Origin of the sequence: Phytomonospora endophytica, from assembly GCF_014202425.1 — a bacterium.
Taxonomy (GTDB): Bacteria; Actinomycetota; Actinomycetes; order Mycobacteriales; family Micromonosporaceae; genus Phytomonospora; species Phytomonospora endophytica.
Map to the genome: position 1 here is coordinate 748,308 of NZ_JACHGT010000001.1, position 13,326 is coordinate 761,633.

Here is a 13,326-nt window from a genome sequence, read left to right on the forward strand (position 1 = left end):
ACCGGCTTTCGGCCGCACGGTGAACACTCGCGCGGGACCTGGTGCCGAGGTTGTACCCGTCAGTAGTCTGGCGGCCCCGCAACCCCTTTGGAGCCTGCCGTGAAGATCAGGACCGCGCTCGCCGCCACGGTCGTGGCCACCGCTTTCGCCGCCTTACTCCCGGGCGCCGCCGTCGCCGCCGTGAGCGACGCCGCTCTGGCCGCCCGCTGGGCACCGGTGCACTACCAGGACACCGACTCCTCCGACTACGACGCCGACTACCTCTCGGCGGTCGACTTCGACGCCGACTGGGACGCCAAGAACAACTGGGAGCACCAGGACGACGCCGTGTCGCGGCTCAAGGGCGCGGTGTACTACTCGGTGGTGGAGACCCCGACGCACTGGTTCGTCGTCTACTCCTACTTCCACCCAAGGGACTGGGAGGACTTCGCCGACCCGCTCGGGCTCTACACCCACGAGAACGACATGGAGGGCGCCCTGCTCGTGGTCCGCCGCGACGGGAGCGAGTTCGGGAAGCTGGAGGCGATGGTGACCGTCGCCCACAGCGACTTCTACTCCTACGTCCCCGCCGGGAGCCCGTTCACGTCCGGCCGGGAGAACATCGACGGCACCGTCGTCATGCGCACCGTCGACGGCGTTTCACGGCCCACGACCCGCCAGGAGGCCAAGGGCCACGGCGTCTACGCCTGGAACAACGCCGGCTTCCCCGGCGGCGACGGCGTCGTCTACCACCCCGGCACCGGGGAAGTCCCCGGCGGCGGCAACGACGCGTCGACTGAATACTCCCTTGTGGACACGTTCGCCGGTGGCGGCCTGTGGGCGCACCGCTTTGACGGCCTGACCTTCGCCTCGCCCGGCACCTTCCGCGGCGACAACGGCAAGGACAACGCCGCCAACACCGCCTGGGGCTGGGACGACGCCAACGACGGGAGCGACCTTCAGCGCGGCCTGCTCGCCACGGACCCGGCGAAGCTGGTCGCGGCGTACTTCGACGGGACGGGGGAGTTCGCGACGGGGTACACACGGAACGGGTACCGGTAGGACGGCACAGGCGCCCGGCGACGCCGGGCGCCCGCACCCGCTCGTCACGCCTGGCGCATCGAGGTGACCCCGAGAACACCGAGCGAGGCCAGCAGCACGACCGCACCGGCCACGCCGACGGCACCGATGCGCTCGCCGAGCAGTATCAGCGCGATGAGGCTCGCGGCGAGCGGCTCCAGCAGCGCGATCACCGCGGCCGTGGCCGCCGGCACCGTGGCGAGTCCGGCGAAGAACCACCGGTAGGCCAGCGCGGTCGGCACGATCCCGAGGAACAGCAGCCATCCGGCCGCGGCGGCCGGAGCGCCCGTCGCCGGAAGGAGACCCTCGATGAGGGCGAACGGCGCCAGCAGGACCGTGCCCGTGAAGTAGGCCGCGGGGCCGGCACCGCCGCCGCGACTCCGGCGCGCGTGGAGGATCACGGCGCTGTAGGCGAAGGCCGACACCAGCGCCAGACCCACGCCGAGCGCCGGAGCCGATCCGGCCGGACCCGAACGCCCGGCGAGCAGGACGAGCCCGCCGACGGCCGCGCACAGCACGGCAGCCTGCACGCCGCGGACGCGCTCGCCCAGCAGGAACCTCGCGCCGAGCGCGATGAGCACCGGCGAGGCGCCGATCGTGACGAGCGTGCCGACGGCGAGTCCGGCCCGCCCGACGGCGGCGAAGTACGCGGCCTGCGACAGTGCGAGACCGGCGCCCGAGAGGACGGCCGCGCGAAGGTTTTCGGCGGTGTTCCCCACGGGCCGCAGCAGCCGCAGGGCGACGACCGCGACCGCGGCGACCGCGAAGCGCCAGAACGAGACCGCGACGGGACCGAGACCGTGCCGGTCTTCGAGGACGACGGCCACGGCGCCGCCGGTTCCCCAGGCGAGCGCGGCGACGGTCAAGGAAAGGACACCACGCCTGTGGGGCGTGATGGGCAGAGCTGTCATCTGTGTTCTCCACGATTGATCGCCGGACGGTTTCCGCGTGAGCGGGCGGCGTCCGGCGCCCCGGCGCATCTGCCGGGGTTCGCGGAGGGCGGCCCGCTAGCGGACCGGGGGCGAACAGATGTGGAAGCTCATGGCCGCGACCCTACGCACGTGCGCGTGGACCTCCAAACGAATAGGACGGTGACGGGTTCCACCAGATGGGCGCCTCCCCGGGAGGCGCCCATCCACCCCGTACCCTGGCCACATGCCAGTCGCCGTGCGTGTCATCCCCTGCCTCGACGTGGACGCCGGGCGGGTCGTCAAGGGCGTCCGCTTCGCCGATCTGCGTGACGCGGGGGACCCCGTCGAGCTGGCCCGCGCCTATGGCAAGGCGGGGGCCGACGAGCTGACCTTCCTCGACATCACCGCGAGCGTCCACGGGCGCGAGACGACCTACGACGTCGTCCGGCGGACGGCCGAGACCGTCTTCATCCCGCTCACGGTCGGCGGGGGAGTCCGGTCCGTCGCCGACGTCGACGGGCTGTTGCGGGCGGGGGCCGACAAGGTCGGCGTGAACACCGCCGCGGTGGCCCGGCCGGAGCTGATCGGCGAGATCGCCGAGCGCTTCGGACGGCAGGTCCTCGTCCTCTCCCTCGACGTGCGGCGGGCCGAGGGGACCGACTCCGGCTTCGAGGTAACGACCCACGGCGGCCGTCAGGGCACCGGCATCGACGCGGTGGAGTGGGCCGCGCGGGCCGCGCGCGACGGCGCCGGTGAGCTGCTGGTCAACTCCATGGACGCCGACGGGACCACCGACGGCTTCGACGTCGAGCTCATCGAGGCCGTGCGGGCCGTCGTCGACGTCCCCGTGATCGCCTCCGGCGGCGCGGGCAAGGTCGCCGACTTCCCCGCCGCGGTCGCCGCGGGCGCCGACGCGGTCCTCGCCGCCAGCGTCTTCCACTTCGGCACGCTGACCATCGGCGAGGTCAAAGGCGCTCTCGACGACGCCGGTTATCCCGTCAGGCTGTAGACAACTCGCCGGTAACAAGGCCATGCTGACGCGATGACCGCCTACGACGTCGTCGTCATCGGGTCCGGCTTCGGCGGCTCGGTGGCCGCCCTGCGGCTCACCGAGAAGGGTTACCGCGTCGGCGTTTTCGAAGCGGGCCGCCGCTACACGCCCGACACGCTGCCCCGCAGCTCCTGGGACCTGCGCCGCTTCCTGTGGGCACCACGCCTCGGTCTCTACGGCGTCCAGCGCATCCACCTCCTCCGCGACGTCGTGATCCTCGCCGGAGCGGGCGTCGGTGGCGGATCCCTCAACTACGCCAACACCCTCTACGTCCCGCCCGCCGAGTTCTTCGCCGACCGGCAGTGGGCCGCGATCACCGACTGGCGCGACGAACTCGCCCCGCACTACGACCAGGCCCGCCGCATGCTCGGCGTGCGGACCAACCCGACCGTCACCGCCGCCGACACCCATCTGCGCGCGGTCGCCGAGCGGCTCGGCGCCGGGGGCAGCTTCACGCTCACACCCGTCGGCGTGTTCTTCGGCGACGGGAAGGACGCCGACGGTGGGACCAGGGCCGCGCCCGGCGAGGAGACGCCCGACCCCTACTTCGGCGGCAAGGGCCCGCGCAGACGCGCGTGCCTGGAGTGCGGCGAGTGCATGACCGGCTGCCGCCACGGCGCCAAGAACACCCTCACCGAGAACTACCTCCACCTGGCCGAGTCCGCCGGGGCCGTGATTCACCCGCTCACCACAGTGACCGGGATACGCGAGGAGGGCGAGGGTTTCGCCGTCGAGACGCGTCCCACGACCGGAGGCCGCCCCGAGACCGTCCACGCCGGACAGGTCGTCGTCGCGGCCGGTGCCTACGGCACCCAGACGCTCCTGCACGCCCTGCGCGACAACGGAAGCCTCCCGCGAATCTCGCGGCGGCTCGGCGAGCTGACCCGCACCAACTCGGAGGCCCTCGCCGGAGCCCAGACCACCACCCGCCGCTACGGTTCGCGACCCGACTTCACCCGCGGGGTAGCGATCACGTCCTCGGTCCACGTCGACGCCCACACCCACATCGAACCCGTCCGCTACGGCCGCGGCTCGAACGCGATGGGCCTGCTGTCGACCATCCAGGTCCCCGGCGGCGGCCGCGTGCCGCGCTGGCTGAGCTTCCTCGCGGCGGCCGCGCGACGCCCCGGACCGTTCCTGCGTTCGCTGTCGGTGCGGCGCTGGTCGGAGCGGACCATCATCGCCCTGGTCATGCAGACCCACGACAACTCGCTGACCACCTACCGCCGCTCACGGTGGCCCGGCAGAGGGCGTCTGACCTCGCGCCAGGGCCACGGGGCGCCCAACCCGGGGCACATTCCCGAGGCCGAGCACGCGGTGCGGCTGCTCGCCGAGGAGATCAACGGCTTCGCCGGCGGCTCGGTCGGCGAGGTCCTCGACGTCCCGATGACCGCGCACTTCCTCGGCGGCTGCCCGATCGGCGCCGACCCCGACCAGGGCGTCGTCGACCCCTATCACCGGCTCTACGGGCACCCTGGTGTGCACGTGGTCGACGGCTCGGCGATTTCGGCGAACCTCGGGGTCAACCCTTCGCTGACGATCACCGCGCAGGCCGAACGCGCCTTCGCGGCCTGGCCCAACAAGGGGGAGCCCGACCCGCGTCCGGCGCAGGGGGAGCGGTACGCGCGGGTCGAGCCCGTCGCGCCCCGTTCACCGGCGGTTCCGGAAGGCGCCTACGGTGCGCTGCGTCAAAAGTGACCAAGCTTGACGCGGAAGTGACGTCACTATAAGGTCAGCGCATGACGAACGCCCTCTCCACTCGACTGCGCCCCGCCCTCGCCGAGATCTTCGACGCGCGCACCGAGCCCGTGCCCGCCGTCTCCGTCGCCGTCCTGCTCGACGGCGAACTCGCCACCGTCTCCTTCGGCGCCCGGCCCGCCGCCCGCTTCCAGGCCTGCTCGATCAGCAAGCCGATCGCCGCCGCCACCGCCCTGAGGCTGGGACTCGACCTCGACGCCGACGTCAACGACTACCTCAAGTCCTGGCGACTGCCCGCCCCCGCCGACTGGCCCGCGGTCGTCACCGTCCGCCACCTCCTCAGCCACTCCGGAGCCCTCACCACCCACGGCTTCCCCGGCTACGCCGAAGGCGCCCCACTCCCGAGTCTCGTCGAGATCCTCGACGGCGAAGGTCCCGCCAACACCGGCGCCGTCCGCATCGACGGTGTCCCCGGCGTCATGACCCGCTACTCCGGCGGCGGCTACCAGATCCTCCAGCTCATCCTCGAAGACCTCAGCGGCACGCCCTTCGCCGAACTCGCCCGGCGGCTCGTCCTCGACCCCCTCGGCATGGACACCGCCGGCTACGACGTGCCGCCCGAGATCGCCGAAGCCCACGACAAGGGGGAGCGGATCGAAGGCGGCTGGCACACCTACCCCGAACAGGCCGCCGCCGGCCTGTGGTGCACCCCCGCCGACCTGGTCCGCTTCTTCACCGCCCTGCGCGAGGCCGCCGACGGCACCGGCGACTTCCTCCCCGCCGAACTCGCCCGCGAGGTGCTGAGCGAGGTCGTCCCCGGATTCGGGCTGGGCGTGCAGCTCACCACCGACCCGCTCGGCGACCGCTTCGGTCACGGCGGCAGCAACGAGGGCTACCGCTGCGGCGCCGAGGCCTCCCGCGACGGGAACTGGGCGATCGCGGCCATGACCAACGCCAACGAAGGCGACGCCCTCACGCTCGCCATGCTCACGGCCGTCGCCGAGACCCTCGGCATCCCGCGGACACCGAAAGAGCCCGGGAACTTCGACTACCCCGCCTGGCTCGCACGCCACACCGGTGAGTACCGCACCAGCGCCGGCACCGTCCTGCACCTCGACATCGTCGACGGGGACCTGCACCTCGTCCTCGACGGCCAGCCGCCGCTGATCTTCGGGCCGATGAGCGACGCGACGGCCTACGCGCCCTACGCGCACGCCGAGCTTCGTTTCGCCTACGCCGACGACCGCGTCGAGTCCGTGACCCTTCATCAGTTCGGCAGCTCCATCCTGGCCGTTCGTCAGTCAGTGGACGGCTGACCGGCCCCTACCCCCGGCCTCTCCTGGCCGATCTTCGAATTGCGGCGGTAGCCTCGCATCCAGTGCTCGTATCAGCGGCCGGTGCCGGCAGTCCCTCGGACGCCGGACTCCGGCCGTCCCCAAGCCCCCCGACGACCCCTTTCGCGAGGCGCCGACCGGCGCCCGCGGCTCCCCGGTGATCACCGTCCGGCCTTGAAAAGGTTGCGGTGAGATAGCGGTTTCCATGCGCCCCAGGAGCCCGAAAGTGTTCGTGGTCACGTTCTGGTTGTAAGGACCCGTTCGGGCTTGCGGTACGGACACGCGAAGGGCAAGGATTGCCCGCGGAGATCAGCGGACACATGGAGGGCGAGTGCGAGACCAGGGTGTGGTCGGCAAGGGACTGCGCGTGCTCAGGCAGGCGATCCGCGAGGAACCGGGGCCTTTCGCGGTGGGCGTCGCCGGGGCGGTGCTGCACAGCCTCGTCACCATCGGCAGCTCTTTCGTCCTCGGCGCGATCGTCGCGCGGATCGCGGTGCCGGCGATCCAGGAGGGCCGCGTGTCGGCGGGTGCGATCGCCCTCGCGGTCGCGGCGATCCTCGCGGTCAGCGCGCTGAAGGTCTCGGGCATGATCGCCCGCCGGCTCGGCGCCGGCGCCATGCAGTTCCGGCTCCAGGCCACCTACCGCCGCCGCGTCACCCGCCGGTACCTCCGGCTTCCGCTGTCGTGGCACCACAAGCACTCCACCGGCGAGCTGCTCTCGAACGCCAACGCCGACGTCGAGGCCGTCTGGTTCCCCATCGCGCCGTTCCCCTTCGCGGTCGGCACCCTGGCGATGCTCGTCGTCGCCGGCGTCGCCCTGTTCGTCACCGACTGGGCCATGGCGCTGGTCGGGCTCGCGGTGTTCCCGCTCGTCTTCGCGCTCAACGTCATCTACTCCCGGCGCATGTCCCCGCGCGTCACCCGCGTCCAGGAGCTCCGCGCCGACGTCTCCACGATCGCCCACGAGAGCTTCGACGGCGCCCTCGTCGTCAAGACCATGGGCCGTGAGACCGAGGAGACCACCCGCTTCGCCGCCAAGGCCGACGAGCTGCGCGACGGCCTGATCCGCGTCGGCCGCATCCGGGGCGCCTTCGACCCGCTCATCGACTCGCTGCCCAACATCGGCACCCTCGCCGTCCTCGTCGTCGGCACCTGGCGCATGTCCACCGGCGCCGCCGACATCGAGACCGTCACCAGCGTCGTCTTCCTCTTCACCGTCCTGGCCTTCCCGATCCGCGCCATCGGCTGGGTCCTCGGCGAGCTGCCCCGCTCCGTCGTCGGCTGGGAACGCGTCACCAAGGTCCTGTCGGCCACCGGCGACATGGAGTACGGCCCGCGCGAGACCGAGGGCCACGGCACGCCCGCCACCCTCGAATTCCGCGACGTCACCTACACCTACCCCGACGGCTCCGAGGTCCTCCACAGCGTCAATCTGGAGATCCCCGCCGGACGCACCGTCGCCCTCGTCGGCCCCACCGGCTCCGGGAAGTCCACCATCGCCTCCCTGGCCACCCGCCTCGTCGACCCCGACGACGGTCGCGTCCTCCTCGACGGCAACGACGTCCGCGAACTCGGCCACGGGGCCCTCGCCGACAACATCGCCCTCGTCCAGCAGGTCCCCTTCGTCTTCGACGACACCATCGGCGGCAACATCACCCTCGCCCGCGACTCCGTCGACGGCGACGACGACGTGTGGACCGCCCTGCGCACCGCCCAGGCCGACGGCTTCGTCGCCAAACTCCCCGACCAGCTCGACACCGAGGTCGGCGAGCGCGGCCACAGCCTCTCCGGCGGACAGCGCCAGCGCATCACCCTGGCCCGCGCGCTCGCCGGCGCCCCGCGTCTGCTGGTCCTCGACGACGCCACGAGCGCCGTCGACCCGCGCGTGGAGTCGGCGATCCTCGGGGCCTTGAAGAAGTCGAAGAACCCGGCCTCGGTGCTCGTCGTGGCCTACCGGCGCGCGACGATCGCCCTGGCCGACGAGGTCGTCTACCTGGAGCACGGCAAGGTCGTCGCCACCGGCACGCACCTCGACCTGCTGGACAACGTGCCCGGGTACGCCAACCTGGTCACCGCCTATGAGCGCGAGGAGGCCGAGCGGGCGAGGGAAGGCGCGTTCATCGAGGCCGAGGACACCGAGGAAGAAGAGGTTTCGGCGTGACCACAGTGGACGCCGCCGTCGGCAAAGAGCAGGACGGCTCCTGGCAGACCTTCAAGCGCGGTCTCGCCCTGTCCCCGGAACTGCGCACCGGCCTCGCCGGGACGCTCGCGCTGGCCGTCGTCGCCACCGTCGGCCGCATCGTCGTGCCGGTCGCGATCCAGCAGGGCATCGACCGGGGCATCACCGCGCCCGGCGGTCCGTTCCCCGGGGTCGTGGCCACGGTCGCGCTGATCAGTCTCGGGGTTCTCGCCATCACGGTGTGCACCTCCTACCTGATGAACGTGCGTCTCTTCCGGGTCAGTGAGACGGCCCTGGCCAGCCTGCGTGCGCGGGCGTTCCGGCACGTGCACGACCTGTCGATGCTGCACCAGCAGTCGGAACGGCGCGGCACGCTCACCTCGCGGGTGACCACCGACATCGACCAGATCAGCCAGTTCCTGCAGTTCGGCGGGCTGATGCTGCTCATCTCCGGCGGCCAGGTCCTCATCGCCACGGTCGTGATGTTCACGTACTCCTGGAAGCTCGCGCTGGTCGTGCTGGTGACCTTCCTGCCGCTGATCTGGATCGTCCGCGCACTCCAGCGTCGCCTCGCCATCGCCTACCAGGCCTCGCGGGAGAAGGTCGGCGTCATGCTCGGCACGATCGCCGAGACGGTCGTGGGCGCCGCCGTGATCCGCGCCTACGGTGTGCAGCGCCGGACCGAGGAGCGCCTCGACGGCTCGATCGAGGACTTCCGGGGCGCGCAGTTCCGCGCGCTGCGCCGCAGCGTCCTGAGCTTCTCCTCGGGCGAGATCACCTCCGGCATCTGCCTGTCCGGCGTGGTCATCGTCGGCGTCCTCCTGGGCGTGGACGACCAGATCACGATCGGGCAGCTGACGGCCTTCCTGTTCTTGACGACCCTGTTCGTGCAGCCGGTCCAGATGGGCACCGAGATCCTCAACGACGCCCAGAACGCCATCGCGGGCTGGCGCCGGGTTCTCGACGTGCTCGACACCGAGCCCGACGTCGCCGACCCGGGCGAGAACGGCCAGGACCTGCGCCTCGGCCCGGTCGCGGTCAGCTTCGACAAGGTGCACTTCGCCTATCCCGGCGGCCCCGAGGTCCTCAGCGAGATCGACGTGACGATCCCGGCGCAGGCCCGCGTCGCCGTCGTCGGCGAGACCGGCAGCGGCAAGACGACCTTCGCGAAGCTCCTGACCCGCCTGATGGACCCGGCGAAGGGGCAGGTGCTGCTGTCGGGCGTGTCGCTGACCGACCTGCGCTTCGCCTCGCTGCGCCGCCGTGTCGTGATGGTCCCCCAGGACGGTTTCCTCTTCGACGCGACCGTCGCCGAGAACGTCCGCTTCGCCAAACCGGAGCTCAGCGACGCCGAACTCTATTTGGCCTTCACCGAACTGGGACTGGCCGACTGGGTCGACGGGCTGCCCGACGGGATGAACACGCCCGTCGGCGAGCGCGGTGAGGCCCTGAGCGTCGGTGAGCGTCAGCTCGTGGCCCTCGCGCGCGCCTATGTCGCCGATCCCGATCTGCTGGTCCTCGACGAGGCGACCTCCGCGGTCGACCCCGCCACCGAGGTCCGGCTGGCCCGTGCCCTCGACGCGGTGACCCGCGGCCGCACGACCGTCGCGATCGCGCACCGGCTGTCCACGGCCGAGGCGGCCGATCGGGTTCTGGTGTTCGACGCCGGGCGGATCGTGCAGAATGGCCCGCACGCGGAGTTGGTCTCGCAGACCGACTCCGTTTATGCGAAGCTCCACTCAAGTTGGGTCGAGCAGACGCGCTCGACCTGATCAGGACCGTCGCCTCGACCCTAGGATCCGCCGTGCCCGAGCTGCACCTCGACACCCTGCACCTGCCGGTAGCGCCGCTCGGGCCGGAGTCCCCGCTGCCGCCGCTGCCCGGCCCGACCGACGTGCACGCGCGGGCGGACCTGGGCGCGGTGTCCGGTGAGATGTTCGACCTGGCCTACGGGCGCGTCCCGAGCGTGCTGCCGTACACCCTGCAGGACGGCTACGGCCGCGAACGCGGGCCGGGCGGACTGCGGGTCGCGGTCCTGGAGAACGAGCACCTGCGCGCGACCGTCGCACTGGACCTCGGCGGACGCCTGTGGTCCCTGGTGGACAAGGAGACCGGGCGCGAGCTGCTGTACCGCAACCCGGTCTTCCAGCCGGCCAACCTCGCCCTGCGTGGAGCGTGGTTCTCCGGTGGCGTCGAATGGAACCTGGGCACGACCGGGCACACCCCGCTGACGTGCGCGCCGATGCACGCCTCCCGCGTGGACACCCCGGACGGGCCGGTGCTGCGGGTATGGGAGTTCGAGCGGCTGCGCGAGGTTCCGTACCAGATCGACTTCTGCCTGCCCGACGGTTCGCGCTTCCTGTACGTGCACGTCCGGATCGTCAACACCCAGGACGTCGACGTGCCGATGTACTGGTGGTCGAACATCGCCGTGCGGGCCGGGGAGGGCACGCGCGTCATCGCGCCCGCCGACGCCTCCTACCGCTTCGCCTACGAGGGCAGCCTGGAGCTGATCGACGCACCGGTCCACAACGGACTCGACTACAGCTACCCCGAGCACGCCCCGCACGCCGCGGACTACTTCTTCCGCCTGGAGAACGGCCGACGGCCCTGGATCGCCGCCGTCGACGCCGACGGGCGCGGACTGCTCCAGGCCTCCACGGCCCGCCTGACCGGCCGCAAGCTCTTCGTGTGGGGCGAGAACGCCGGCGGACGCCGCTGGCAGGACTGGCTCACCGAGCCCGGCACCGGCGGCTACCTGGAGATCCAGGCCGGGCTCGCCCGCACCCAGCTCGAACACCTCCCGATGAGCGCGGGCGACACCTGGGCCTGGGTCGAGGCCTACGGCGCCCTCGACGTCGACCCCGCCGTCACGCACGCCCCCGACTGGGCGGCCGCACGCGACGCCGTCCAGGCGCAGCTCGACGAGCGGCTTCCCGTGCCCGCGCTGAACTCCCGCCTCGACGAGTGGACGCGCTGGTGCGACCTGCCGCCGGCCGAGCGCCTCTCCACCGGTTCGGGCTGGGGCGCGCTGGAGCGCCGCCGCCGTCAGGCCGTCGGCGCCAAGCCCGCGGACCTCCCCGGTATCCCCTTCCGCGACGACACCCTCACCGCCGAGCAGGAGCCCTGGCTCGCCCTCCTCGACGACGGTGCCCTCCCCACGGCCGGCCCGGCCGTGCCGCCCGCCGCGCACATCAGCGGCCCCGGCTGGCTCGGTCTCCTCGAAGAGGCCGCCGCGACCGCCGACTGGCACGGCTCCTACCAACTCGGCCTCGCCCGCGTCGCCGCCGGTGACTCCTCCGGCGCCCGCGACGCCTGGGAACGGTCCGCCGAGGCGACCCCCAACGCCTGGGCCCTGCGCGCCCTCGCCCACCAGGACCGCACCGACCCCGCCGTCCCCGGCGAGCGGGCCGCCGACCGCTACCTCGCCGCCCACCGCCTCGCCCCACCCTCCTGGCAGTTCGCCGTCGAGGCCTGCGACGCCCTCCTCGCCGTCGGCCGCCTCGAAGACGCCAAGGCCGTCCTCGACGAACTCCCCGAACCCGACCGCACCCACGGCCGCGTCTCGGTCTGCCGCGTGCGCGTCGCCCTCGCCGGGGGTGAACTCGACCAGGCCGCCGCCGTCTTCGCCGAGGGCTTTGACGTCCCCGACTTGCGCGAAGGCGAGATCTCCCTCGACGGTCTGTGGAACGAGGTCGCCGAACGCACGGTCGCCGGGACCCTGGGACTCGACGTGAACGACGAGCAGGTCCGCGCCAAGGCCCGGCGGGACTTCCCGCTACCCGGCCGCTACGACTTCCGCATGACCGGCGAGTAACCCTCACGGCTTTTCGGCCAGGACCGAACTCCGGGCGCGCCCGGACCTCGACCGGCGCTTTCTCGCCGGCCCGTGCCCCTTATGTCCGCGCGGGACGGCGCACGAGCCAAGATCCGTGATTGCATGTTATGACGGGCGCCCCGCCGGACGGGGCGGGGCGCCCGTCCTTCCACCCCTGTGGCCGGACTGTGGCCCCACTGTGGCCCCGGCTCCTAACGTCGCCTCAACCGACGAAGGGAGATTCAGTGAAGATCGTCAACCGCATCGCCGACCGCCTCCTCGCCCGCGTGGCACCGGCCACGACGGCCGCGGCGGCACCGTGCCTGACCTGCACCATGAGGTGCGTCAACGGCCTGGTCAACAAATGCTGCACCGACCGCTGCCTCGGCAAGACCAAGTGCACCCCGCGCCGCGAGCAGTGCTGACCCGCGCACCGGCCGGACCGCGCACCGAGGCCCGCACGCCGTCACGGGAACGTCGCCAGGCCGACCGCGCGGTACCTGGGCCGCACCACGCCGGCACCGGTCCGACCCCGATCCCGTGAAGGTCCCGTCCGGACCGTGTCGGGGGAGAGTGCCCGGCCTCCCCGCCACGCACCGTCCGGACCGTCGCCTTCCCTCGCGGTCGCCCGCGAGGGAAGGCACCACCTCACACCCCTCGCGCCTCAACCGGCACCGGTGAGGTCAGATACCCCTGGACGGTCGGCCCGATCATCGCCACGACCGCCTCGGGTTCGGCACTGGCGAGCGGCTCCAGCTTCAGGATGTAGCGCGCCATCGCCAGCCCCAGCAGCTGCGAGGCCACCAGCGTCGCCCGGAACGGCCCGTTGTCGAGTTCCGAACCCAGCTCCTTCAACGCCGTCTTCACCACCCGCGACACGAAGAACTCCCGCACCAGCCGCACCAGCAGCGGCTGCGCCACCGCCGAACGCAGCAGCACGGCACCGCGCTTGCCCCCGGGACCGTCCCACACCGCGATGAACGCCCGGACCAGGCGCTCGCCGACGCCGTCGATGCCTCCCGCGACGATGCCGGGCAGCACCTCCTGCGGGTCGAAGGGCGCGTCGATCGTGGCCAGCAGCAGCTGGTCCTTGCTGCCGAAGTAGTGGTGCACGAGCGCGGGGTCGACTTCGGCGGCCTGCGCGATCTGCCGGATCGTGGCCCGCTCGAAACCGCGTTCGGCGAAGGCGTGCCTCGCCGCATCGAGGATCTGCTCGCGGGTGTCGGGGTTGCCCCGGCGTCGGCCGGTCCGGCGGTTGCTCACGAAGTCGACCTTAC

General features: G+C 72.1%; 10 protein-coding genes. 8 read left to right on the top strand and 2 right to left on the bottom strand.

Going from position 1 to position 13,326, the window contains the following annotated elements:
- Nucleotides 1–99 precede the first annotated feature (99 nt).
- The gene (locus tag HNR73_RS03120) at nt 100–1,041 is read left to right on the top strand and encodes a hypothetical protein (protein WP_239122070.1); all 942 of its coding nucleotides are present in this window, start codon (nt 100–102) and stop codon (nt 1,039–1,041) included.
- Nucleotides 1,042–1,085: 44 nt separating this feature from the next.
- Here the strand turns inward: HNR73_RS03120 and HNR73_RS03125 are convergent, their stop codons facing one another.
- Complete coding sequence (locus tag HNR73_RS03125; protein ID WP_184785656.1) at nt 1,086–1,970, bottom strand: DMT family transporter; 885 nt, start codon at nt 1,968–1,970, stop codon at nt 1,086–1,088.
- A 244-nt stretch (nt 1,971–2,214) separates the two neighbouring features.
- Here HNR73_RS03125 and hisF point away from each other — a divergent pair, with 244 nt between their 5' ends.
- The 7 genes from hisF to HNR73_RS03160 all read left to right on the top strand — a co-directional run bounded on the left by hisF (nt 2,215) and on the right by HNR73_RS03160 (nt 12,474).
- Nucleotides 2,215–2,979: an imidazole glycerol phosphate synthase subunit HisF gene (gene hisF / locus HNR73_RS03130; RefSeq protein ID WP_184785657.1), complete on the top strand. Its 765-nt coding sequence runs from the start codon at nt 2,215–2,217 to the stop codon at nt 2,977–2,979.
- Nucleotides 2,980–3,012: 33 nt separating this feature from the next.
- Nucleotides 3,013–4,719, top strand: a complete 1,707-nt coding sequence (locus HNR73_RS03135) for an FAD-dependent oxidoreductase (RefSeq protein WP_184785658.1) — start codon at nt 3,013–3,015, stop codon at nt 4,717–4,719.
- Nucleotides 4,720–4,760: 41 nt separating this feature from the next.
- Nucleotides 4,761–6,035, top strand: a complete 1,275-nt coding sequence (locus HNR73_RS03140) for a serine hydrolase domain-containing protein (RefSeq protein WP_184785659.1) — start codon at nt 4,761–4,763, stop codon at nt 6,033–6,035.
- A 364-nt stretch (nt 6,036–6,399) separates the two neighbouring features.
- A complete protein-coding gene (locus HNR73_RS03145; protein ID WP_184785756.1) occupies nt 6,400–8,214 on the top strand; it encodes an ABC transporter ATP-binding protein in 1,815 nt (604 codons plus the stop codon).
- Nucleotides 8,211–10,004: an ABC transporter ATP-binding protein gene (locus HNR73_RS03150; RefSeq protein WP_184785660.1), complete on the top strand. Its 1,794-nt coding sequence runs from the start codon at nt 8,211–8,213 to the stop codon at nt 10,002–10,004. The genes HNR73_RS03145 and HNR73_RS03150 overlap by 4 nt, the downstream gene beginning before the upstream one ends.
- A gap of 32 nt (nt 10,005–10,036) precedes the next feature.
- On the top strand, nt 10,037–12,049 hold the full coding sequence (locus HNR73_RS40605) for a DUF5107 domain-containing protein (RefSeq protein ID WP_203686061.1): 2,013 nt from the start codon (nt 10,037–10,039) through the stop codon (nt 12,047–12,049).
- A 245-nt stretch (nt 12,050–12,294) separates the two neighbouring features.
- Nucleotides 12,295–12,474: a hypothetical protein gene (locus HNR73_RS03160; RefSeq protein ID WP_184785661.1), complete on the top strand. Its 180-nt coding sequence runs from the start codon at nt 12,295–12,297 to the stop codon at nt 12,472–12,474.
- A 223-nt stretch (nt 12,475–12,697) separates the two neighbouring features.
- Here the strand turns inward: HNR73_RS03160 and HNR73_RS03165 are convergent, their stop codons facing one another.
- A complete protein-coding gene (locus tag HNR73_RS03165; RefSeq protein WP_184785662.1) occupies nt 12,698–13,312 on the bottom strand; it encodes a TetR/AcrR family transcriptional regulator in 615 nt (204 codons plus the stop codon).
- Nucleotides 13,313–13,326 lie beyond the last annotated feature (14 nt).

Coding starts and splice junctions, on each gene's coding strand:
- HNR73_RS03125 (WP_184785656.1), bottom strand. CDS start 1,970: ATGACAGCTCTGCCCATCACGCCCCACAGGCGTGGTGTCCTTTCCTTG.
- hisF (WP_184785657.1), top strand. CDS start 2,215: ATGCCAGTCGCCGTGCGTGTCATCCCCTGCCTCGACGTGGACGCCGGG.
- HNR73_RS03135 (WP_184785658.1), top strand. CDS start 3,013: ATGACCGCCTACGACGTCGTCGTCATCGGGTCCGGCTTCGGCGGCTCG.
- HNR73_RS03140 (WP_184785659.1), top strand. CDS start 4,761: ATGACGAACGCCCTCTCCACTCGACTGCGCCCCGCCCTCGCCGAGATC.